Genomic DNA, 21,824 nt, shown 5'->3' with positions numbered 1-21,824 from the left:
GATCACAGCTCGTCGGTCGCGGAGCGCGCGCCGTTGCGCAGGGTCACCCGCGGCTCCCGGTCGGGCACCGGCGGCGGGGTGCCGCCGAACTCGGGGCAGAGCGCCTGATGGTCGCACCAGTCGCACAGGCGGGAGCGGCGGGCCCGCCACTCGCGCGAGCGCAGCGCGCGGTCGATCGCCGCCCAGAGCGCCTCGACCTTGCGCTCGGTGGCCCGGAGGTCCGCCTCGTCGGGGACGTACCGGACGACCTCCCCGCTGCCGAGGTACATGAGCTGGAGCATCCGCGGCACCACGCCGCGGGCACGCCACAGCGCCAGGCCGTAGAACTTCATCTGGAACAGCGCCTTGGCCTCGAACTCGGGCCCCGGCGCCGACCCGGTCTTGTAGTCGACGATCCGCACCTCACCGGTGGGCGCCACGTCGAGCCGGTCGATGTAGCCGCGCAGCAGCAGGCCGCTGTCGAGCACGGCCTCGATGTACATCTCCCGCTCGGCCGGCTCCAGCCGCCGCGGGTCCTCCAGGGTGAAGTAGCGCTCGATCATCTCGCGCGCCCTGGCCAGCCAGGCGTCCCGCTCCTCGTCCGTGGCGAACAGCCCGGCGTACTCCGGCTCCTCGGCGAGCAGCCGCCGCCACTCGGGCTCGAGCAGGTCGCGCGCGGCCGCGACGGTCCGCGCCGCGGCCGGCAGGTCGTAGAGCCGCTCGAGCACGGCGTGGACCAGGGTGCCCCGCACCGCGGCGGGCGAGGGCCGCTCCGGGAGCTGGTCGATCACCCGGAACCGGTAGAGCAGCGGGCAGGTCATGAAGTCACCGGCGCGGGACGGGGAGAGGGCGCCGATGATCGTGCGCTCTTCGGGGAGGGTCATGGCGGAACTGTAGGCCACGGGGCCGACGATGGCGTGCGGGCGGGTTGCCCGGCCGGGCCCCTCGGATCTTACGCTGATCTCACCTCGCCGCGCATAGCATCGAGGCCCGAGGGAGGGGAAACACGGCATGAGCACAGCGGGCAACGGATCACCGGGCATGCGGATGGGGCGCCCGTTCGGCATCCCGGTGTACGTCTCGCCGACCTGGCTCATCGTGGCAGGGCTCATCACCGTCGTGGTCCAGCCGCAGGTGGCCGACGGCCTGCCCGGTCACAGCGAGCCCGTCACCTACGCGGTGGCCCTGATCTTCGCCGTGCTGCTGTACCTGTCCGTGCTCCTCCACGAGCTCGCCCACTGCGTGGTGGCGAAGCGCTACGGCCTTCCGGTGCGGCGCATCACCCTCTACATGCTCGGCGGCGTCTCCGAGATCGAGCGCGAGCCGGAGACGGCGGGCCGGGAGTTCGCCATCGCCTTCGCCGGGCCGCTGGTCTCCCTCGGCCTCGCCGGGGTGGGGTACGCGTTATCCGAGTTCGTCCTCCCGCCGTACGGGGTGCTCTCCGTGCTGGTCTGGGAGCTGTGGACGTCGAACCTGATCGTCGGCGTGTTCAACCTGCTGCCGGGCCTGCCGCTCGACGGCGGCCGGATCCTGCGCGCCGCGGTGTGGAAGGTGGCGGGCAGCTCGGTCACCGGCACCACGGTCGCCGCCTGGGTCGGGCGCGCCCTGGCCGTCGCGGTGATCTCGATCCCGCTCCTGTTCTACCTGATGGCCGGGCAGCCGCCGAGCATCTGGGGGCTGGTGTGGACCCTGATCCTCGCCTCCTTCATCTGGATGGGGGCCTCGCAGGCCCTCCGGGTGGCCCGGGTGCGCGCGCGGCTGCCGCAGCTGCGGGCGCGGCTGCTCGCCCGCCGGGCGATCGAGGTGACCGCGGACGTGCCGCTGTCGGAGGCGCTGCGCCGCGCCCAGGAGGCGGGCGCCGGCGCGGTGGTGATCGTGGACCACGAGGGGCGCCCGACGGCCATCGTCAACGAGGCGGCGGTGAACGCCACCCCCGAGCACCGCAGGCCGTGGATCAGCGTGGGCGCGGTGGCGCGCACCTTGGAGCCGGCCCTCGTGCTCGGGGCGGACCTGGAGGGGGAGTCGCTGCTCGACGCGATGCGGAACTCGCCCGCGGGGGAGTACCTCCTGGTCGAGCGGGGCGGCGAGATCTACGGCGTGCTCGCGACCTCGGATGTCAACCGGGTGTTCACCGGGGTCTGACCCGGGCGGCGGGGCGGCACTCGTCAGCGCGGGAGCCGGGCATTAGTGTTCTCGTCAGGGAGCACCGAACACCGATCGGGTGGCATCGGCCGCTGAGGAATCTGCCATGCTTTTTGCTACTTTCCGGGGTGGTCCTTCCGATACCGGCATTCCTGACCGGGGTGCCGATCATGCGGTGGCGTGTCCGAGAGGGAGAGTTCTGTGACGGAACAGCGCGTGGGTGTGGTCCGCCCGCTGCCAGGCGAGGGCGTCGTCGCCCACCTGAACGGCCTGCTGCTGGTGTGCGCCACCGGCCAGCCGGTCGAGGAGTTGCTGGCCGCGCTGAACGACACCGCCGTGACCGGCGGGGACGGCCGCGCGCTGGCCCGGCGGGTGGCCCAGGTCCTCGCGCGCGCCATGGAGCGGTCGCTCAGCGGGGAGCCGGTCTCCTGCGCGGTGGCCGGTCCGGCGAACGGCGGGATCGCCGTGCTCGTGAGCGGCGCGGCGGTGGCGAGCGTCTCCGGCGGCCCGGACGGTGAGGTCCGCCTCGCCGGGCGGGATGCGCTCACCTGGACCGATCGCCTGGTGACCGGCCCGGGTCTCCAGGGTGGAGCTGCGGCTGCCGGGCGCCGGCCAGCCCGGGCCGTTCGCGCGGCTCGACGGCGGGGTGGTGCCCGGGGCGGGCGTGGAGTGCGACTACACCCAGCACGGTGAGCTCGCCTTCCCGCCGCTGGGCGTGGTCCCGCAGCAGAACCACCCGCAGCCGGTGCACCAGACCGGGGCGCAGGACCCCATCGCCCCGCGCGGGCCGGTGGTGCCCCCGCCTCCCTCGCCGATGCCGTCCCCCGGCCGGGACCCGCTGTCGCCCTCGTTCCAGCTTCCGGGCACGCCGGACGCGGCCGAGCCGGCCTCGGGCCCGCTGCCGCCGGGCCCGGTCTCCGGGCCGCTGCCCGCGTACGTCTCCGGGCCGCTCCCGGTGCAGGCGCCCGGCCCCGCCTCCGGGCCGCAGCCGGTGCTCGACCGGCCGCCCGAGGAGGAGCAGCCGCGCCAGGAGAACCGGGCGGGAGCGGGGCCCGGTCAGGAGGACGACCCGTCCGGGGCGACCAGGTTCGACCTCGGGGCCCAGCCCGAGCCCCGGCCCATGGTGTATGGCGTCGACTGCCCGAACGGCCACTTCAACGACCCCCGGGCGTCCACGTGCGCGGTGTGCGGCACGGCGATCGACCAGCGGTCCGTGGTGCCGTACCAGGGGCCGCGCCCGCAGCTCGGCGTGCTCGTGCTCGACGACGGCACGACCCTGCCGCTCGACGGCGACTACCTCATCGGGCGCGACCCGGAGCGGGCAACCGAGGTCAAGTCGGGCGAGGCGCGCCCGGTGCGGGTCACCAGCCCGGACGGGTCGGTCTCCCGGAGGCACGTCCGGGTGGCGCTCGACAACTGGGACGTGACCCTCATCGACCTCGGCTCGGTGAACGGGACCCAGATCCAGCCGCCCGGGGATCCGAACTTCTACGACATCCGGCCCAACGAGCCGGTGCCGATCGTCCCCGGCACCACGGTGCGGGTCGGCGTCTCCCGGACGCTCCGCTACGAGGCGCGCCGGAACGCCTGACCGCGTCCGCCCGGCCGGGCGGGGCGCTCAGCGGAGCCGCGCCCACCGCAGGTCGTCGTGGCGGGCGCCGTCCGGGCCGGGCAGCAGGCCCCGGGCCACGCCCTCGCGGGTGAACCCGGCCCGCTCGAGCACCCGGTGGGACGGGGTGTTGGCCGGATCGGTGCCGGCGACGATCCGGGCGATCGGGGTGTCGCGGAAGGCCCAGCCGACGAGCAGCCGGAGGGCGCGGGTCGCGAACCCGCGGCCGCGGAAGGCCGGATGCACGCAGTAGCCGACCATCGCCTCGCCGAGCGCGGGCACGATCGCGGTGAGCTCGATGTGCCCGGCGAACGCGCCGCTCGCCGCGTCCCGGATGGCGAGGTCGGCCCGCTCCCCGGAGAGCCAGCGGTGGCCCGCGTACCGGCACCGCTCCGCGCTCTCCGCGCGCGTGGGCGGCTCCGGTGGCAGGTGGTGGCGCACCACGTCGGGAAGGCTCATCAGCTCGTGGTAGGCCGCCGTGTCCGCCGCCGTGAGCGGGGTGAGCCGGACCACCCCGTCGGTGAGCTCCCCGCCGGGGTAGCCGCCGGGGAGGAACGGCAGGTAGGGCCGGACCGGATCACCCGGGTCGGTGGCGAGCCTGGCGAAGGCGGCGACGTCCCGCCGCGAGCCGTCCCTCGCCCGCTGGGCGCCGCGGAGCACCCCTTCCAGCCGGAACCCGGCCCGGTGGGCGACGAGCTGGCTGGGGATGTTCTCGACCTCGGCGTGCAGCCACACGCGCGGGGCGCCCGCGGCGAAGGCGCGCTCGGCGAGGGCCCGGAGCGCGGTCGTCGCGTACCCCCGGCCCCGCGCCCACGGCGCGAGCCAGTACCCGGCCTCGCGGTTGCCGGCGCGGTCGGGCGGCCCCAGCCTGATCGTGCCGAGGGGCTCGCCGGTCGCCCGCTCGGCGATCACGAAGCTCGCCCCGCCCGCCGCCCAGTCGGCGGGGGAGATGCTCGTGATCCACTCCAGGGCGTCGCCGCGGGAGCAGGGGGCGGGGATCTCCGGGAGGAACCGCGCGATCTCGGGGTCGGCGCAGGCGCGCGTGATCGCGTCGGCGTCCTCGGGCACCGGCCGGCGCAGCAGGACCGGGCCGGCGGGGATCGGCTCCGGTATGGGCATGAGCCACTTCTATCAGGTCCCGCCGGCGCGGGGCCCGCCCCGTGCGGCGGGGCCGGTCCATCGCGGCCCACGGCCGTACCGCGGGCGACGCCGCGGCGGCGATCGCGGCCGGCGGGCGGCGCGGCCGTGCCCCGATAGCCTGTTCCCCATGGGTTTTCGCAGGAGCGGCCCGTTCCAGGCCGGAGATCAGGTACAGCTCACCGATCCGAAGGACAAGCGGCACACCATCACCTTGCGAGAGGGCGGTGTGTTCCACTCGCACCACGGGTCGATCTCGCACGATGACGTGATCGGTCTGCCCGAGGGGTCCGTGGTGCACTCCTCGCGCGGGGTCGGTTACCTGGCGTTCCGGCCGCTGCTCGCGGACTACGTGCTCTCCATGCCGCGCGGTGCCGCGGTGATCTACCCGAAGGACGCGGCGCAGATCATCGCCATGGCCGACATCTTCCCCGGGGCCCGGGTGGTGGAGGCCGGCGTGGGCTCCGGCGCGCTCACCTGCCACCTGATCCGCGCGGTCGGCCCGGAGGGGTCGGTCACCTCCTACGAGCGGCGGGCGGACTTCGCCGAGGTGGCCACCCGGAACGTGGAGCGGTTCTTCGGCGGCCCGGTCAAGCAGTGGCGGCTCGTGGCCGGCGACTTCGCCGAGGCGGAGGAGCGGGACGTGGACCGGGTGATCCTCGACATGCTCGCCCCGTGGGAGTGCGTGGACACCGCCGCGCGGATGCTCATCCCTGGTGGCGTTATTTGCTGTTATGTGGCGACAACGACCCAGTTGTCCAAGACTGTGGAAACTCTCCGAGAACATGGGAGTTTCACGGAGCCCCGGGCGTGGGAGACCTTGGTTCGCGACTGGCATGTCGAGGGGCTCGCCGTACGGCCGGACCACCGGATGGTCGGCCACACGGGATTTCTCATCACTGCCCGTCGTATGGCGGAGGGGGTCACCCCGCCGCCGAGACGGCGGCGCCCGGCCAAGGGCGCCTATGGAGAGGAGATGGAGAGGGCATCGAGCGAGTGTGACAATTCAGCCACAAACTGAAAATTCAGTCCGAAATGGGAACAACTAAGTGTGTTCCTTATCCAGCCCTCTCGGAAAGGGTCTCGTGGCCACCAAAAGCCGCACGCACCGGGTAACCGGACGAGTACTGATCGACCAGGTTACGTACAGCGCCAAGACAGGTAGGGTCTTGGGTAGTCGTTCTCGACCGGGAAGGAGGTGACGGGGCGTGGCAGCTCGCGACGATGCCGAGGCTCGAGCCGCGCAGCGCGAAAGGGAGGTCGCCGACCTCACAGCACAGGTCTCCTTCCTGCAAGAGGAGCTGACCGCGCTGAGGCGGAAGCTGGCCGAGACCCCCCGGCAGACAAGGCTCCTGGAAGAGCGCCTGCGCGAGGCACAGGCCCAGGTGGCCGCGCTGACCAGCCAGAACGAGCGTCTGGTCGCGACCCTCAAGGAGGCGCGGGACCAGATCGTCGCCCTTAAGGAAGAGGTGGACCGCCTCGCCCAGCCACCCTCCGGTTTCGGGATCTTCATCGGCGCCAGGGAGGACGGCACGGTCGAGGTGTTCACCGGCGGGCGCAAGCTCAGGGTGAACGTGAGCCCCGCCGTCGACGTCTCCTCGTTGAAGCCTGGCCAGGAGGTCATGCTCAACGAGGCGATGAACGTGGTCGAGGCGCTCGGCTTCGAGCAGGTCGGCGAGATCGTCATGCTCAAGGAGCTCCTCGACGACGGTGAGCGCGCCCTGGTCATCTCGCACGCGGACGAGGAGCGCGTGGTCAGGCTGGCCCACTCCCTGCGGGACCAGCCGCTGCGCGCCGGTGACTCCCTCCTGCTCGAACCCCGCTCGAACTTCGTCTACGAGCGCATCCCGAAGGCCGAGGTCGAGGAGCTCGTGCTGGAGGAGGTGCCGGACGTCACCTACGAGGAGATCGGCGGCCTCAGCCGGCAGATCGAGCAGATCAGGGACGCCATCGAGCTTCCCTACCTGCACGCCGACCTGTTCAAGGAGTACAAGCTCCGCCCGCCGAAGGGCGTGCTGCTGTACGGCCCGCCGGGCTGCGGCAAGACGCTCATCGCCAAGGCGGTCGCCAACTCCCTCGCCAAGCAGGTCGCGGAGCGGACCGGCCAGTCGGGGAAGAGCTTCTTCCTCAACATCAAGGGCCCCGAGCTCCTCAACAAGTACGTCGGCGAGACCGAGCGGCACATCCGCCTGGTCTTCCAGCGCGCCCGGGAGAAGGCGTCCGAGGGCGCGCCGGTGATCGTGTTCTTCGACGAGATGGACTCGATCTTCCGCACCCGGGGGTCGGGCGTCTCCTCGGACGTGGAGAACACGATCGTGCCGCAGCTCCTGTCGGAGATCGACGGTGTCGAGGGCCTGGAGAACGTCATCGTCATCGGCGCCTCCAACCGGGAGGACATGATCGACCCGGCGATCCTGCGGCCCGGCCGGCTGGACGTCAAGATCAAGATCGAGCGGCCGGACGCGGAGGCGGCCAAGGACATCTTCTCCAAGTACCTCGTGCCGGACCTCCCGCTCCACGCCGACGACCTCGCCGAGCACGGCGGCGACCGCGAGGCGACGATCCAGGCGATGATCCAGCGCGTCGTCGAGCGGATGTACGCCGAGACCGAGGAGAACCGGTTCCTGGAGGTCACCTACGCCAACGGCGACAAGGAGATCCTGTACTTCAAGGACTTCAACTCCGGCGCCATGATCCACAACATCGTGGACCGGGCGAAGAAGATGGCGATCAAGGAGTACCTGGAGACCGGCCAGAAGGGCCTGCGGATCTCCCACCTGCTCGCCGCCTGCGTGGACGAGTTCTCCGAGAACGAGGACCTGCCCAACACCACCAACCCCGACGATTGGGCCCGGATCTCCGGGAAGAAGGGCGAGCGGATCGTGTACATCCGCACGCTCGTGCAAGGGAAGCAGGGCACCGAGGCCGGCCGGTCGATCGACACGGTCGCCAACACCGGCCAGTACCTGTGAGCTGACTCACCTCCGCCCCGGAGGCGGGCGGCGGGCAGAGCGGCGCGATCTTGGGATCGCGCCGCTCTGCCCGTTTCAGGGCCGTCATGTCTCCTCACCGGGCGGGCCCGCCGTACCGCACGGCCGGAACCGGGCGAGCGATGATCGCGTCCAACTGAGCGTGATCGACCTACGCCCGCCTCGGTGACCCCGATGGCCGACACGACGCTCTCCGGGCTCCCCGGCCGTGCCCGGGCGGCCGCTCCCGGCCGCCGCGGCGCGCCGGAACCCCGGCCGGTGAAGGGCCCGCGCCTCATCGAGCTGGACGCCCTGCGGTTCATCGCCGCGTTCGCCGTGATGGCCTTCCACTACCTCGCGGCGAGCCGCTCCCTGTGGGGCGAGCACCCGACCGAGCTCTTCCCGTCCGTGGCGCGGCTCAGCGTGCTCGGCATCCTCGGTGTGGAGCTGTTCTTCCTCATCAGCGGCTTCGTGATCCTGATGAGCGTATGGGGCCGCACGGTCGGCGAGTTCGCGGTCTCCCGCGCGGCCCGGCTCTACCCGGCGTACTGGTTCACCGTCGTCCTGATCTTCATCCTCTACCGGTTCAGCGGGGTCACCGGGTTCGACCCCAAGCTCTCGGCCGGGGAGTACCTGCTCAACCTCACCATGCTGCAGAGCGCCTTCGGCGTGGGCCACGCGGCCGGCGTCTTCTGGTCGCTCTGGGTGGAGCTCCGGTTCTACCTGCTGGTGGGGATCTTCAGCCTCTTCGGGATCACCCTGCGCCGGTGCCTGGTCTTCATGTCGGCCTGGCTGGCGCTCGCCCTGGTGGCCGAGCTCACCCGGCACGAGGCGCTCCTGCTCGTCTTCATGCCCCGGCAGGCGCCGTACTTCATCGCGGGCATGGCCTGCTACCTGATCCACCGGTTCGGCCCCCGGGCCGCCGCGGGCATGCCGTGGCTGATCCTCGCCGCCTCCTTCGGCATGTCGCTGTACGCGGCCCTGGAGCGCGTGGGCGGCCGGGTCAAGCTGATCGGGTTCCGGCACTTCCCGGCCCCGCCCGAGGCGGTGGTGGTCGTGATCACGCTGATCTTCGCGCTGATGATCGCGGTCGCGCTCGGCGGGCTGCGGTGGGTGCGCTGGCGCGGGCTGGTGACCGTCGGGGCGCTCACCTACCCGCTTTACCTGCTGCACCAGACGGTCTCCGCGGTGCTCATCCCGTCCTACCGGGACGATCTCGCCCCCTGGCCGCTCGCCCTGCTGACGATGGCGGTCGCGATCGTCCTGTCCTATCTCGTCTACCGGTTCGTGGACGCGCCCGGCCAGCGATGGCTCCGGGGCCGGCTGACGGCCCTGGTCCGCCGTCCCCGGCGGGCGCGCCGCGGCGGTGCCCCGCACTTGACGCAAAGTGGTGAGGCATCCGTGCCGTAACCGTCTGGCTGCGGGGCATAGAGAAAGGGCTAGGCTCACACCATAGGACTGATGATGGCCTGACGCAGGCGGGGTGCGCATGACGGTTCGGCGGGTGATGGGCATCGAGACCGAGTACGGCATCGCCGTGCCCGGGCAACCGGGGGCCAACGCGATGGTGACCTCTTCGCAGGTCGTCAACGCCTACCTGACGGCTTCGGCCGCGCGGGCCCGCCGGGCTCGATGGGATTTCGAGGAGGAGAACCCGCTCCGTGACGCCCGTGGGTTCGATCTCGCCCGGGAGGTGGCCGACCAGAGCCAGCTCACCGACGAGGATCTCGGCCTGGCCAACGTGATCCTCACCAACGGCGCCCGGCTCTACGTCGACCACGCCCACCCGGAGTACTCGACACCCGAGTGCACCAACCCGCGGGCGGCCGTGATCTGGGACAAGGCCGGGGAGCGGGTCATGTACGACGCGGCGATGCGCGCGTCGGCGATCCCCGGCAACTCCCCGATCCAGCTCTACAAGAACAACACCGACGCCAAGGGCGCCTCGTACGGCTGCCACGAGAACTACCTGATGCGCCGGTCCACGCCGTTCGCCGACATCGTCCGGCACCTGACGCCGTTCTTCGTCTCCCGTCAGGTGGTCTGCGGCGCCGGCAAGGTCGGCATCGGCCAGGACTCCCGGGGCGAGGGGTTCCAGATCAGCCAGCGCGCCGACTTCTTCGAGGTCGAGGTGGGCCTGGAGACCACGCTCAAGCGGCCGATCATCAACACGCGGGACGAGCCGCACGCCGACCCGGAGAAGTACCGCCGGCTGCACGTGATCATCGGCGACGCAAATATGTCGGAAATTTCGACATATTTGAAGCTGGGGACCACTGCGCTGGTCCTCGCGATGATCGAGGACGGGTTCCTCACCATCGACCTGACGCCCGAGGCCCCGGTCGCCGCCCTCCGGGCGGTCTCCCACGATCCCACCTGCAAGTACCAGATCCCGCTGCGCAACGGGCGGAAGATGACCGCCGTGCAGATGCAGATGGAGTATCTGGAGCAGGCGCGCAAGTACGTGGAGGACCGGTACGGCTCCAGCGTCGACGAGATGACCAAGGACGTCCTCAACCGGTGGGAGTCGGTGCTCACCAGGCTCGCCGAGGACCCGATGCTGTGCTCCCGGGAGCTCGACTGGGTGGCGAAGCTGGAGCTGCTCGAGGGCTACCGGGCCAGGGACGGGCTGAGCTGGTCGCACCCGCGCCTGCAGCTCGTCGACCTCCAGTACTCCGACATCCGGCCCGACCGCGGCCTGTACAACCGGCTCGTCGCGCGCGGCCGGATGGAGCGGATCGTCACGGACGAGGAGATCGAGCACGCGGTGGAGAACCCGCCCACCGACACCCGGGCCTACTTCCGCGGCCGGTGCCTGCGGCAGTACAGCGACTCGGTCGCCGCCGCCTCGTGGGACTCGGTGATCTTCGACATCCCGGGCCGGGAGTCGCTGCAGCGGGTGCCCACCCTGGAGCCGCTGCGGGGCACCAAGGCGCACGTGGGCGAGCTGCTCGACCGCTGCCGGACCGCCGCCGAGCTCGTCGCCGCGCTCACCGGCGAGGGCTGACCGCGCGCCGGGCCCGCCGCACGGGCCCGCCGCGCGTGCCTGGTCCGGCGGGCCCGGCCGGGGCGGGGGAGAGAGTGCCTCCGGAGCCGGCCGGATGCAGCGGGGCGGGCGTGCCGTGCCCGCGTTGCCGGGCGTGCCCTGCACCGCGAGCCGGGCCGCCGGGCGTGCCGTGCCCGCTATCGCCGGGTGCGCCGTGCCCGCTGCCGCCGGGCCTGCCATGCCTCGTGAACAGGACCATGCCCGCGCGCCACACCCGAGCCCGTGCGCCGCGCCGGGAGCGCGCCGCGAGATGTGAATCTACGTTGTAAAGGCGTCGGGCCGGTGCGGACGCCGGCCGTCCGCACCCCGGAACGCTGCCGTCTCCATGGCGTTCTCGCGGTTCCATGGCATCCCCGAGGGAAGACGGTGACGGAGGACGCCCCCGGCGTCCGGGTGGCCGCCACATGCCGCCAGACGGGCTCGTCGGCGTTCTCGACGAAGGCGCGCACCCGCCGCACGGGCACGGCCGGGCCGGCCGTCCGCGGCCGGCGAGGGGCGGAGCGGGCGCCGCGGGCCCCGGCGGCCCGGGGAGCCGGCTCGCGCCCCGCCGCGCAGCCCGCTCAGCCGTCGATGATCGAAACGCGCCGTGGAACGATCCCGGCGGCGGGGGAGCGTGCGGTCACGGCCGAGTTGTGGGGCGGTAACGATCCGATCTACCGTGGCTGGTGTGGCGATTGCCCACGGCGCGGCCCGGCTGCGGTTTCATGCGCATTATCGCCCGGTTCGGGGAAGATAAAGGCTAGAGGTATCCCCCGAGCAGCGGAGGTATGGACCATGGCGACCAGGGAGACCGGCGGGCAGAAGAGCGCCAGCCGCCAGGATCGCGAGACCGAAGAGGTCGAGGTCCAGGCATCGGACGCGGTCAAGGAGCGCCACGAGAAGCTCTCCGACGACGTGGACGCGATCCTGGACGAGATCGACGAGGTCCTTGAGGAGAACGCCGAGGAGTTCGTCCGGTCGTACGTGCAGAAGGGCGGTGAGTGACCCCGGTCACACCGCGGAGGTGCCGGGCGAGCCCGGCACGCCACACCGAGCGTCGATGAGCCCGACGGAGCGGGAGCCGTACCGAACCTCCGCGACCTCGAACGGTGCGGGCGCCGACGCCGTCGTCACGTGGATCGGCCTGAGCGACCCTGGCGCGATCGCGCCGGGGTCGCTGGCGTGAGCGCCGGTCCCGCCCGATGGCCGCCGGCACCGCGCCGCCCACGGACCGGGATCCCGGGACGCCCCGGGTCTGGCCCGGGCCGGCGCGGCAACGGCCCGGGCCGCCCTCACCCGCCCCCGGCGGGCAGGGCGGCGCACTCCCCGCCGACCGGTTCGCCCGCCGCCTCGGCGTACCTGCGGATCATCCGCTGGGCCACGGCGATGTCGGTGAGCGCCTCGGCGAGCCCGCTCACCGGCCGCTCGTCCTGGGTGACGAACCGGTGGAAGGCGACGAGCTGCCGCTCGAACGCCTCGGCCACGTCCTCGAAGACCAGCGTCCGCTCCGTGGTGCCGATCCGCGACCTGATCAGCAGCCTGCTCGGCGTGTTGAGCAGGTAGGGGCACCGGAAGCTCAGCTCGAACGACCCGTGCTCGTGATGGAGCGCCACCGTCTGGTGGTAGGCGGGGTAGCCGGTGAGGAAGTGCCAGTGCAGGCCGTACCTGCCCGCGCCCGGCAGGGCGCCGGACGCCTCGACGGAGGGCGGGTACGTCTCGGCCGGCCAGACGGCCACGTGGTCGACCGAGGCGGGCGCCCCGGTGAACATCCGGATGAGCGACAGCTCCAGGCAGACGCCCTCCAGCAGCACCTCGGCGTAGAGGCGGCGCACCGGCTTCGGCGCCTCCTCGCCGAGGGCGGCACTGATCGACCGCTCGTCCGCGTCGGCGTACCGGGACAGCCGGGCCGGCGAGGGGTGCGAGCCGCGGGGCTTGGCGAACAGCAGCTGAGTCCGCCCCGGGGGACGCAGCACCGTGACGCAGAGGTGGCGGATCACCTCGGGCCCGCCGGCCTCGTGCAGGCACTCGAGCAGGCGCTGCGCCGCCGGGTCGTACTGCTTCATATAGCCCACCATGAGCCGGGCCGCGTCCGGGAGATCGCTCAGCTCGGCCCGGCTGTAGCCGAGCGGCACCTCCGACAGCACCCACAGGCCGCGCTCGAGCGCGGCCCGCACCAGGGCGCCGTGTGAGCCCGAGGTGAGCACGAGCAGCGCGTCGCAGCCGCCCGCGTCCAGCATGCGCTCCGGGTCGTCGTACGCGGGGACCCCGAACCGGTGGCCGAACCACTCGGCGTGCTCCCGGTCCAGGTCGCAGACCGCGGCCAGGCGGAACAGGTCCCGTCGCCGGTCCAGCAACGGCAGGTAGGCGACCTGGGCGATCGCCCCGAGCCCGGCGACGCCGATACGCACCGTCTCCACGAGCACCATCCCCTCGGCAGCACGCGAACGGGGGACCTGCACATACCCCCGGTGGGCGTGCTTACACGCCGCCGCTCCGGGAACGGCGCCGGGGGCGGGCTCGGACGGTGCCGGCGGCGCCCGGCGCAGTGGCATTGATCCTCTCGCCGCGTGCACGTCCGGGAGATGGCCGGGTCCCTCGCTCGATTCGAGGTCGAGGACCCCGGTCGCACGCGGGTTGCCGGAAGGCGGAACGGCCGCCGCGAGGCGTGCGGCCGTCGCGAAGCGGGCCCGGGCGTCACCGGGACGGGCCCGGCACCGGCGCCGAGGCCCTGGTGGGGACGCGGCATGGGATCGGTTCGCGCTCGGCTGATCGGGAAGAGTGCAACCAGCGCTATGAGATGAGTAGGGTCGGGCGTAACAACGCATTCTTGGAGGGAGTCGCGTGGCATCTCAGCAACCCTGGATGAACCACCTGTTCACGTATACGGGATCGTCGTCGTTCACCGAGTTCCTCAGCGTGCATGCGCCGAACCTGCTGCCGACGCGATTCGAGGCGCTCGCGGCGTCGGCCGGCGACCAGATCCCGCATGCGACCACGATCGTCGCCGTGATCTGCGACGGCGGCGTCGTCATGGCGGGTGACAGACGCGCGACCTCCGGAAACTACATCTCGCAGCGGGACATCGAGAAGGTGTTCCGCGCCGACGACTACTCCTGCCTGGGCATCGCCGGCACGGCGAGCATCGGGCTCGAGGTGGCCCGGCTCTTCCGGGTCGAGCTGGAGCACTACGAGAAGACGGAGGGCCGGTCGCTCTCCACCGAGGGCAAGGCGCACCGGCTCGCCACCATGATCCGCGGGAACCTCGGCATGGCCATGCAGGGCCTGGTCGTCATCCCGCTCTTCGCCGCGTACGACCCGGCCACCGGCAAGGGGCGCATCTTCAGCTACGACGTGGGCGGCGGGCCGTACGAGCAGTACGACTACCACGCGATCGGCTCCGGTTCGATCTTCGCCCGCGGCTCGCTGAAGAAGCTGTACCGGCCGGGCTGCAGCGTGGAGGAGGCGATCCGGGTCTGCCTCAACGCGCTCTACGATGCGGCCGATGACGACGCGGGAACCGGCGGCCCCGACGTGACGCGTAAGATCTGGCCGGTGGTCGCCGTGATCACGGCCGAGGGCTTCCGCCGGCTGCCCGACGAGGAGACCGAACGGTACGTCCGGTCCATGCTGGACGCCCGGATGACCGAGCCCGAAGGCCCGACCGCCCCGCTGCGTTGATCAAGAGAGGAACACCCCCGGTGTCCATGCCCTTTGGTTACGCCTCGCCCGAGCAGATCATGCGAGACCGGGCGGAATACGCCCGGAAAGGCATCGCGCGAGGCCGCAGTGTGGTCGTCATGCAGTACGACCAAGGCATCCTCTTCGTCGCGCCGAACCCGTCCAAGGCCCTGCACAAGATCAGCGAGATCTACGACCGGATCGGTTTCGCCGCCGTGGGGCGGTACAACGAGTTCGAGGCCCTGCGCCTCGCCGGCATCCGGTACGCGGACATCAACGGCTTCACGTTCAACCGCACCGACGTCACCGGCCGGGGACTGGCCAACCTCTACGCCCAGCAGCTCGGCATGATCTTCACCGAGTCGATCAAGTCGCTCGAGGTGGAGATCGTCGTCGCCGAGGTGGGCGACACCCCGGAGGAGGACCAGATCTACCGGATCACCTTCGACGGTTCGGTCTTCGACGAGCAGGGCATGGCCGTGATCGGCGGCCAGGCCGACGCCGTGGCCGGGCGGCTCAAGCAGCGGTACGAGGACGGCATGTCCCTGCCCCGCGCCCTCGACGCCGCGCTCACCGCCCTCACCGAGCCCGGCGGGGAGCGTCCCCCGGCCACCCAGCTCGAGGTCGCGATCCTCGACCGGGCCCGCGAGCACCGCAAGTTCGTCCGCATCATCGGGCCCCGCCTGGAGAGCCTCCTCGCCGAGGCCGCGGCCTCGTCCTCGGGCAAGGAGGCCCCGGCCGCGGGCAAGGACGCCCCGGCGCAGGGGACGGGCGCCCCGCAGGCCCCGGAGGGCCGGCCGCCCACCGGGCCGGCGCACGAGGCCGAGCCCGAGGAGTCATCGGGGGAGTAACGACCCAGGCCGAGCGCCCGGACGGTGACCGGTGGCCCCGGTGCCTCGCGGCCGGGCCGCGCCGGCGTGCGCCCGGAAAGGGCCGTGCGCCGGAAAAGATCACATACGTTCCGGGCGCAACGAAACCCCCGATTTCGCTAGGCTCACCCGTCCGTGATGATCTCTCGACTCGCGCGGGGGAGCGCCCCGGCGGCCGCTCTCGCCGCGCTCCTCTCCCTCACCGCGTGCTCCGGCGGAGGCGGCGCCACCGCGGCGCCGACCGTCACCGTCACGGTGACCGCGTACCCGTCCGCCGGCGCCGCCGATGACGCCGCCACCCCGACGCCCACCGCCCCGTCCCCCTCACCCGGCGGGGAGTGGGGGCCGCCGATCTCCGGCCAGGAACCGCCGATCTTCGGCACGACCTTCCAGACCGACCCCGGGCACGACTTCTCCAAGGGCGTCAGCCCCAGCCGGGACGGCATCGTCCGCGGCCGGCTGCGCACCATGCTCGACGCCGACGTCGCCGAGTACGTCCCGGTCCGCTGGGTGGAGAACCCCACGGGGCGCGGCCGCTTCGAGGAGCCGCCCGAAGGGGACGCCACCGTCTTCGCCGCGCCGATCCACCCCGGCGTCGTCTTCCTCAGCGCCTACGGCTGCACCGGCGGGGACCAGACGATCAACGACCGGTACGTGGGCACCGAACCCTGCTCCCGCGATCAGCTGATCTCCCGGATCGAGAACAGCGAACTCTACGCGCTGATCACCGTGAGCGGCGCGCGGATCGTCAAGGTCGTGGAGATTTACACGCCTTGAGAGGTTGGCGGAGCGACCGGGAAGCAATAAGGCAGGTGATCCCTATCCGATAGCCGGTTTCGCCGAATAGGGTGAGGTGATGGACCGACGTATCTTCGGGCTGGAGAACGAGTACGGCGTCACGTGCACGTTCCGCGGGCAGCGGCGGCTCTCCCCGGACGAGGTGGCGCGGTACCTGTTCCGGCGGGTTGTGTCCTGGGGCCGTTCGAGCAACGTCTTCCTGCGCAACGGGGCGCGGCTCTACCTCGACGTGGGCAGCCACCCCGAGTACGCCACCCCTGAGTGCGACAACGTCGTGGAGCTCGTCACCCACGACAAGGCGGGGGAGCGCATCCTGGAGGCCCTGCTCGTCGACGCGGAGAAGCGGCTCCGCGAGGAGGGCATCGCAGGGGACATCTACCTGTTCAAGAACAACACCGACTCTGCGGGCAACTCGTACGGCTGTCACGAGAACTACCTCGTGGGGCGGCATGGGGAGTTCGGCCGGCTCGCCGACATCCTCATCCCCTACCTGGTCACCCGGCAGATCATCTGCGGCGCGGGCAAGGTGCTGCAGACCCCGCGCGGGGCCGTCTACTGCGTCTCCCAGCGGGCCGAGCACATCTGGGAGGGCGTCTCCTCGGCCACCACCCGGTCGCGGCCGATCATCAACACGCGGGACGAGCCGCACGCCGACGCCGAGCGGTTCCGGCGGCTGCACGTCATCGTCGGCGACTCGAACATGAGCGAGACCACCACGTTGCTCAAGGTCGGGGCGACGGACCTGGTCCTGCGCATGATCGAGGCCGGGGTGGTGATGCGGGACCTCACCCTGGAGAACCCGATCCGCGCGATCCGGGAGGTCTCCCACGACATGACCGGCCGCCGCCGGGTCCGGCTGGCGAACGGCCGCGAGGCCTCCGCGCTCGAGATCCAGCAGGAGTACCTCACCAAGGCGATGGACTTCGTCGACCGCCGCGGCGGGGACGCGATCACCAAGCGGGTGCTCGACCTGTGGGAGCGGACCCTCCGGGCGGTGGAGACCGGCGACCTCGACCTGGTGTCGCGGGAGATCGACTGGGTCACCAAGTACCAGCTGATCGAGCGCTACCGGCAGAAGTACGACCTGCCGCTCTCCTCGCCCCGGGTCGCCCAGCTCGACCTCGCCTACCACGACGTGCACCGCAGGCGCGGGCTGTACTACCTGCTGCAGCGGCGCGGGGCCGTCGAGCGGGTGGTGAGCGATATCAAGATCTTCGAGGCGAAGTCGATCCCGCCGCAGACCACCCGGGCGCGGCTGCGCGGCGAGTTCATCCGGAAGGCCCAGGAGAAGCGGCGGGACTTCACCGTGGACTGGGTCCACCTGAAGCTCAACGACCAGGCGCAGCGGACCGTGCTCTGCAAGGACCCGTTCCGCGCCGTGGACGAGCGGGTGGAGAAGCTGATCGCCGGAATGTGATCTTTTAACACCGGTCTGACAGCGGGTTCGGGTAGGGTTACCCGGACCTTGCTGTCTCTCCGAGGACGTGATATGCGCCGCCTATTGGCATTCGCCGCCGCCGTACCCTTGGCGTTCGCCGCCGCGTGCGGGAGCTCGCAGCCGGACCCCGGACCGAGCCCCACGGCGAGCGCGGCCCCGGCCGGGGTGTCCGCGGACGCCATCGAGGTGCGGGGGGCGGTCGGCAAGAAGCCCGAAGTGAAGTTCCCCGCCGGGAACCCGGCCCTGGTCTCGGCCTCCCGCACGATCAGCGAGGGCGGGGGCGAACCGGCCGAGGACGGCGACATCCTCGCCGCGAACGTCACCGTCTACAACTGGGACGGGAAGGACAACCCCTACATCGGGTCCGACTACGACCTGGGCCGGGGCGAGTTCGTCACCGTCAGCCCCCAGCTGCCGAAGGTGCTGTACGAGGCGCTGCGCGGTGCCAAGCCGGGCGGCCGGGTGATGGCGGTCGTCGCCAAGGACGCCCTGAGCTCCGACCAGATCGAGGAGGCCAAGCAGCAGGGGACCGACTTCACCACCGCCAACCAGGTGCTGGTGATCGACATCGTCTCCAAGGCGCGCAAGGCCGTGACCGGCCCGTCCACCGACCCCGGGATCAAGGGGATCCGGCTGACCGACGCCGGCGAGGGCAAGGCCCCGTCGCTGTCCACCAAGACCGACGCCAAGCCGAGCGGGAAGCTCGTCGTCAAGACGGTGATCAAGGGCGACGGCCCGAAGGTGAAGGCCGACCAGACCGTCGTGGTCCACTACATCGGCAAGATCTGGGGCTCCGACAAGCAGTTCGACTCGAGCTGGGAGCGCGGCAGCCCGTCGGTCTTCCCGCTGAGCCAGGTGGTGAAGGGCTGGAGTGACGGGCTCACCGGTGTGCCCGTGGGCAGCCGGGTGGTCATCACGATCCCGCCGGAGCTCGGCTACGGCAAGGAGGGCAACGCCCAGGCCGGGATCAAGGGCACGGACACCCTGGTGTTCGTCGTCGACGTGCTCGGCGCGGTCTGAGGCCGCCGCGGGCCGGGCCGTGCCGGGGCGGCGCCCGGCGCTAGCCGCCGAGGCCGAGCAGCGCGGCGGTGTGGCGCCCGGCGGCCGCCGCGGCGAGGAAGCAGGCCCGGTCCTCGTCCAGGCCGCGCCCCATCGTGGAGAGCCGGACCGGGGACGCCTTGAGCGCCTCCTCCAGCCCGTCGACCGGCACGTGGACGAGCTCGTGCCGGTCGGCGAGGGTCGCGGCCTGCTCCCGCACCCGCTCGCCGAACGGCCCGGGCAGCTCGGGCACCACCACCTGCGCCCGGGCGAGGGCGACCCGCCCGTAGGCGGTGAGCGAGTGGTGCGACACCCCGTGATGCCGTTCGCGCCGGTCGCCCTCGCTCACCCGCAGCGCGGCCACCGGGCGCCCGCCGAGCACGGCCGCGGCGTTCACCGCCTCCCCGGCGCACACCCCGGAGAACCCCCACCGGGTGCCGGTCCCCAGGTTCCCGGGCCCCTGGGCGACCACCGCGACGTCGGCCCCGAGCACGTGCCGCGCGGCGAGCAGCCCGGTGTGCAGGGTGACGGTGTCCAGATCGCCGCCGAACGCCTGGCCCACGGTGATCACGCCGCAGAGCCACCCGTGCTCCTTCAGCCCGGCGCAGGTCATGGAGAACCAGGCGGGCAGCGCGCCGCCGTCCTGCATCACGTACGCCACCCGGGGCCGGCCTGACGGGCCGGCCGCGGCGTACAGGCCGCAGAGGATGGCGGGCAGCGCCGAGTGGAGGTCGGCGATCACGACCGGCATGCCGTCGACCGAGTCGGCGTCCTTGAGCGTCTCGTGGTACGGCGAGCCCTGCTCGTCGGCGCCGAGCACGGTCGCCTGCAGCGGGGTGTACCGCGCCTTCACCAGGTGCCCCGGACCGGTCGGGTCCGGCGGCAGCCGGTCGGGCACGGCGACCACGATGGCGTAACCGCCGGTGCCGAGGCCGAGCGCGAGCGCGGTCGTGTTGAGCAGCACGGTGTCGCCCGGCTCCGGGCGCCCGACCAGGGCGGGGTAGGCGAGGGCCCGGCACCCGCCCTCGGGGAGCTCGACGTCGAGCTCGATCGCGCCCGGCCACTCCCGCCGGACCGCGGTGATCCGGCCCTTACGCCATCTGATCATGCGGAAAAGGGTAGCGTTCTCGGTCGGAAGGGAGGCCCGATGTCGCGCAGGAAGACCGAGCGGCTGCTCAACCTGGTGATCTGCCTGCTGGCGACCCGGCGTCCGCTGACCGCGGAGCAGATCAGGCAGGCCGTGCCCGGCTACGACCGGGACAACGACGAGGCCTTCCAGCGCATGTTCGAGCGGGACAAGAGCGAGCTGCGCGAGATCGGCATCCCCATCGAGGTGCACCGCGACCCGTGGGAGAACGAACCGGGCTACCGGATCGTCCGGGAGGCGTACGAGCTGCCGGAGATCACCCTTGAGCCGGACGAGGCCGCGGTGCTCGGGCTCGCCGCCCAGGTGTGGCGGCGGGCGAGCCTCGCCGGCGCGGCGAGCGGCGCGCTGCTGAAGCTGCGCGCGGCCGGGATCGACGCCGACCTCGCCGAGGGCCCCCTGGAGCTGCGGGTCGACACCCGGGACCCCGCCTTCCCCGCCCTGTGGGAGGCGGTGCGGGACCGGCGGGTGGTGCGGTTCGGCTACCGGTCGGCCAGCAGCGGGGAGCTGCGCACCCGGGTGGTGGAGCCCTGGGGCGTGGTCTGCCGCCGCGGCAAGTGGTACCTCGTTGGGCACGACCGCGACCGCGGCGCGCCCCGGGTGTTCCGGCTGAGCCGGATCGCCGGGCAGGTCACCCCGGTGGGGCGGCCCGGCGCGTTCACCGTCCCCGAGGGCGTGGACCTGCGGGGGATGGTCGGCTTCCAGGAGCAGCCGCCCGAGCGGGTGGCGCGGGTCCACATCCGCCCGGGCACCTGCCTCGGGCTGCGCCACGCCGCGCGGTCGGTGCGCAGCGGACCGGACGGGTGGGATGAGGCCGAGGTCACGTTCACCGACCCGGAGTGGTTCGCCGGGTGGATCGCCGGCCTCGGGGCCAACGCGCGGATCGTCGACCCACCGGACGCGCGCGAGGCGGTCATCCGCCGGCTGAAGGGCGCGCTGCGATGAGCGACACCGGGTTCGTCCGCAGTGGGGGAGGACGGGTGAGTTCCGACCGGTTACCGCGGCTCCTCGCGCTCGTGCCGTACCTGATGTCCCACCCCGGGGCGCAGGTCTCCGAGGTCGCGCGGCTGTTCGGCCTGACCGAGAAGCAGCTCATCGACGACCTGCAGCTCGTCTGGATGTGCGGCCTCCCCGGGCACACCCCGGGCGACCTCATCGACGTCTCCTGGGACGGCGGGGAGATCCTCATCGACAACGCCGACACCATCGCCCGGCCGCTGCGGCTCGGCGTGGACGAGGCGAGCGCCCTGCTGGTCGCGCTGCGGATGCTCGGCGAGCTCCCCGAGTTCCAGGGCCGCGACGTGCTCGCCCGGGTGACCGCCAAGCTCGAGCGGGCCGCGGCCGAGGGCGCGGCCGCGGTGAGCAGCCAGGTGCAGATCGACATGGGGCCCGCGCCCGGCGCCCACCGGACCATCACCGAGGCGGTGCGCGCCAAGCGGCGGCTCCGGCTGCGCTACTACGTCCCGGGCCGGGACGAGATCACCCCGCGCGAGGTCGACCCGATCCGGGTCGTGGTCGTCGACGGGCGGCACTACCTGGAGGGCTGGTGCTACCGGGCCGAGGCGATGCGGATGTTCCGCATCGACCGGATCGTCGAGGTGGAGGTGCTCGACGTGCCGGCCGAACCGCCGGCCGAGGCCCGGCCGATGGACGTCACCGCGGGCGTGTTCCAGCCGTCGGAGCACCACCCGCTGGTCGAGCTCGAGCTCAGCCCGGACGCGCGCTGGGCCGCCGAGTACTACCCGTGCGAGGAGGTCACCGAGCTCGGCGACGGCCGGCTGCGGGTCGCCCTGCGCGCCCGGGACGAGGACTGGGTGGTGCAGCTCGCGCTCCGGCTGGGGGAGCGCGGCCGGGTGCTCTCCCCGGCCGCGCTCGCCGACAAGGTGGCCGCCGCGGCCAAGGCCGCGCTCGCCAACTACGAGCCCGCGGCCGGCGGCTGACATCGGGGCCGTCCGGCCGATTCCGGTCCGGGCGGCCGCCGTCCGGCCTGGGGCCCTC

The 21,824-nt window shown here is 72.4% G+C and carries 19 protein-coding genes; 15 read left to right on the top strand and 4 right to left on the bottom strand.

The window, feature by feature from the left end; genetic code table 11:
• Nucleotides 1–2: 2 nt before the first annotated feature.
• Nucleotides 3–863, bottom strand: a complete 861-nt coding sequence (locus tag TBIS_RS09135) for a RecB family exonuclease (protein ID WP_013132089.1) — start codon at nt 861–863, stop codon at nt 3–5.
• Nucleotides 864–990: 127 nt separating this feature from the next.
• Here TBIS_RS09135 and TBIS_RS09130 point away from each other — a divergent pair, with 127 nt between their 5' ends.
• From TBIS_RS09130 to TBIS_RS09120, 3 genes are all read left to right on the top strand, one after another.
• The gene (locus tag TBIS_RS09130; protein WP_013132088.1) at nt 991–2,121 is read left to right on the top strand and encodes a site-2 protease family protein; all 1,131 of its coding nucleotides are present in this window, start codon (nt 991–993) and stop codon (nt 2,119–2,121) included.
• 201 nt (nt 2,122–2,322) lie between these two features.
• Nucleotides 2,323–2,814 carry a hypothetical protein gene (locus tag TBIS_RS19815; protein ID WP_041431398.1) on the top strand — a complete coding sequence of 164 codons (492 nt, stop codon included), beginning with the start codon at nt 2,323–2,325 and terminating at the stop codon, nt 2,812–2,814.
• Entirely contained in the window at nt 2,708–3,712 is a 1,005-nt protein-coding gene (locus tag TBIS_RS09120) for an FHA domain-containing protein (RefSeq protein ID WP_013132086.1), read from the top strand. The genes TBIS_RS19815 and TBIS_RS09120 overlap by 107 nt, the downstream gene beginning before the upstream one ends.
• 27 nt (nt 3,713–3,739) lie before the next feature.
• On the opposite strand, the gene TBIS_RS09115 is transcribed toward TBIS_RS09120, so the two are convergent.
• The gene (locus tag TBIS_RS09115; protein ID WP_013132085.1) at nt 3,740–4,849 is read right to left on the bottom strand and encodes a GNAT family N-acetyltransferase; all 1,110 of its coding nucleotides are present in this window, start codon (nt 4,847–4,849) and stop codon (nt 3,740–3,742) included.
• 148 nt (nt 4,850–4,997) lie between these two features.
• Here TBIS_RS09115 and TBIS_RS09110 point away from each other — a divergent pair, with 148 nt between their 5' ends.
• The 5 genes from TBIS_RS09110 to TBIS_RS09090 all read left to right on the top strand — a co-directional run bounded on the left by TBIS_RS09110 (nt 4,998) and on the right by TBIS_RS09090 (nt 11,866).
• Nucleotides 4,998–5,888, top strand: a complete 891-nt coding sequence (locus tag TBIS_RS09110; RefSeq protein WP_013132084.1) for a tRNA (adenine-N1)-methyltransferase — start codon at nt 4,998–5,000, stop codon at nt 5,886–5,888.
• A 187-nt stretch (nt 5,889–6,075) separates the two neighbouring features.
• Nucleotides 6,076–7,839 (top strand): proteasome ATPase, encoded by a 1,764-nt coding sequence (gene arc / locus TBIS_RS09105; protein ID WP_013132083.1) that lies wholly within the window; start codon nt 6,076–6,078, stop codon nt 7,837–7,839.
• A gap of 192 nt (nt 7,840–8,031) precedes the next feature.
• On the top strand, nt 8,032–9,246 hold the full coding sequence (locus TBIS_RS09100) for an acyltransferase family protein (RefSeq protein ID WP_013132082.1): 1,215 nt from the start codon (nt 8,032–8,034) through the stop codon (nt 9,244–9,246).
• A gap of 79 nt (nt 9,247–9,325) precedes the next feature.
• Nucleotides 9,326–10,843: a depupylase/deamidase Dop gene (gene dop, locus TBIS_RS09095; protein ID WP_013132081.1), complete on the top strand. Its 1,518-nt coding sequence runs from the start codon at nt 9,326–9,328 to the stop codon at nt 10,841–10,843.
• A gap of 813 nt (nt 10,844–11,656) precedes the next feature.
• The gene (locus TBIS_RS09090; protein WP_013132080.1) at nt 11,657–11,866 is read left to right on the top strand and encodes a ubiquitin-like protein Pup; all 210 of its coding nucleotides are present in this window, start codon (nt 11,657–11,659) and stop codon (nt 11,864–11,866) included.
• A gap of 287 nt (nt 11,867–12,153) precedes the next feature.
• Here the strand turns inward: TBIS_RS09090 and TBIS_RS09085 are convergent, their stop codons facing one another.
• The gene (locus tag TBIS_RS09085; protein ID WP_242384257.1) at nt 12,154–13,278 is read right to left on the bottom strand and encodes a Gfo/Idh/MocA family protein; all 1,125 of its coding nucleotides are present in this window, start codon (nt 13,276–13,278) and stop codon (nt 12,154–12,156) included.
• Nucleotides 13,279–13,723: 445 nt separating this feature from the next.
• On the opposite strand from TBIS_RS09085, the gene prcB reads away from it, so the two are divergent.
• The 5 genes from prcB (at nt 13,724) to TBIS_RS09060 (ending at nt 18,664) form a co-directional block, all read left to right on the top strand.
• Entirely contained in the window at nt 13,724–14,539 is an 816-nt protein-coding gene (gene prcB, locus TBIS_RS09080) for a proteasome subunit beta (RefSeq protein WP_050760483.1), read from the top strand.
• 26 nt (nt 14,540–14,565) lie between these two features.
• A complete protein-coding gene (gene prcA / locus TBIS_RS09075; protein ID WP_083785247.1) occupies nt 14,566–15,390 on the top strand; it encodes a proteasome subunit alpha in 825 nt (274 codons plus the stop codon).
• A 156-nt stretch (nt 15,391–15,546) separates the two neighbouring features.
• Entirely contained in the window at nt 15,547–16,185 is a 639-nt protein-coding gene (locus TBIS_RS09070) for a hypothetical protein (protein ID WP_013132075.1), read from the top strand.
• 79 nt (nt 16,186–16,264) lie between these two features.
• Nucleotides 16,265–17,623 carry a Pup--protein ligase gene (pafA, locus tag TBIS_RS09065; RefSeq protein ID WP_013132074.1) on the top strand — a complete coding sequence of 453 codons (1,359 nt, stop codon included), beginning with the start codon at nt 16,265–16,267 and terminating at the stop codon, nt 17,621–17,623.
• A 72-nt stretch (nt 17,624–17,695) separates the two neighbouring features.
• The gene (locus TBIS_RS09060) at nt 17,696–18,664 is read left to right on the top strand and encodes an FKBP-type peptidyl-prolyl cis-trans isomerase (RefSeq protein ID WP_013132073.1); all 969 of its coding nucleotides are present in this window, start codon (nt 17,696–17,698) and stop codon (nt 18,662–18,664) included.
• A gap of 40 nt (nt 18,665–18,704) precedes the next feature.
• Here the strand turns inward: TBIS_RS09060 and TBIS_RS09055 are convergent, their stop codons facing one another.
• Nucleotides 18,705–19,790: a DUF3866 family protein gene (locus tag TBIS_RS09055; protein WP_013132072.1), complete on the bottom strand. Its 1,086-nt coding sequence runs from the start codon at nt 19,788–19,790 to the stop codon at nt 18,705–18,707.
• A 39-nt stretch (nt 19,791–19,829) separates the two neighbouring features.
• Between TBIS_RS09055 and TBIS_RS09050 the strand changes: the two genes are divergently transcribed.
• Together TBIS_RS09050 and TBIS_RS09045 are read left to right on the top strand one after the other, a co-directional pair.
• Nucleotides 19,830–20,771: a helix-turn-helix transcriptional regulator gene (locus TBIS_RS09050; RefSeq protein WP_013132071.1), complete on the top strand. Its 942-nt coding sequence runs from the start codon at nt 19,830–19,832 to the stop codon at nt 20,769–20,771.
• 35 nt (nt 20,772–20,806) lie between these two features.
• Nucleotides 20,807–21,766, top strand: a complete 960-nt coding sequence (locus TBIS_RS09045) for a helix-turn-helix transcriptional regulator (RefSeq protein WP_013132070.1) — start codon at nt 20,807–20,809, stop codon at nt 21,764–21,766.
• Nucleotides 21,767–21,824 lie beyond the last annotated feature (58 nt).

Source organism: Thermobispora bispora DSM 43833 (assembly GCF_000092645.1).
GTDB lineage: Bacteria > Actinomycetota > Actinomycetes > Streptosporangiales > Streptosporangiaceae > Thermobispora > Thermobispora bispora.
Note: the sequence above shows the minus strand (reverse complement) of the source record. Positions and strands in the feature narration are given on the sequence as shown.

Coding starts and splice junctions, on each gene's coding strand:
- TBIS_RS09050 (WP_013132071.1), top strand. CDS start 19,830: ATGTCGCGCAGGAAGACCGAGCGGCTGCTCAACCTGGTGATCTGCCTG.
- TBIS_RS09110 (WP_013132084.1), top strand. CDS start 4,998: ATGGGTTTTCGCAGGAGCGGCCCGTTCCAGGCCGGAGATCAGGTACAG.
- TBIS_RS09130 (WP_013132088.1), top strand. CDS start 991: ATGAGCACAGCGGGCAACGGATCACCGGGCATGCGGATGGGGCGCCCG.
- prcA (WP_083785247.1), top strand. CDS start 14,566: ATGCCCTTTGGTTACGCCTCGCCCGAGCAGATCATGCGAGACCGGGCG.
- pafA (WP_013132074.1), top strand. CDS start 16,265: ATGGACCGACGTATCTTCGGGCTGGAGAACGAGTACGGCGTCACGTGC.
- prcB (WP_050760483.1), top strand. CDS start 13,724: ATGAACCACCTGTTCACGTATACGGGATCGTCGTCGTTCACCGAGTTC.
- dop (WP_013132081.1), top strand. CDS start 9,326: ATGACGGTTCGGCGGGTGATGGGCATCGAGACCGAGTACGGCATCGCC.
- TBIS_RS09135 (WP_013132089.1), bottom strand. CDS start 863: ATGACCCTCCCCGAAGAGCGCACGATCATCGGCGCCCTCTCCCCGTCC.
- TBIS_RS09060 (WP_013132073.1), top strand. CDS start 17,696: ATGCGCCGCCTATTGGCATTCGCCGCCGCCGTACCCTTGGCGTTCGCC.
- TBIS_RS09070 (WP_013132075.1), top strand. CDS start 15,547: ATGATCTCTCGACTCGCGCGGGGGAGCGCCCCGGCGGCCGCTCTCGCC.
- TBIS_RS09115 (WP_013132085.1), bottom strand. CDS start 4,849: ATGCCCATACCGGAGCCGATCCCCGCCGGCCCGGTCCTGCTGCGCCGG.
- TBIS_RS09055 (WP_013132072.1), bottom strand. CDS start 19,790: ATGATCAGATGGCGTAAGGGCCGGATCACCGCGGTCCGGCGGGAGTGG.
- TBIS_RS09090 (WP_013132080.1), top strand. CDS start 11,657: ATGGCGACCAGGGAGACCGGCGGGCAGAAGAGCGCCAGCCGCCAGGAT.
- TBIS_RS09100 (WP_013132082.1), top strand. CDS start 8,032: ATGGCCGACACGACGCTCTCCGGGCTCCCCGGCCGTGCCCGGGCGGCC.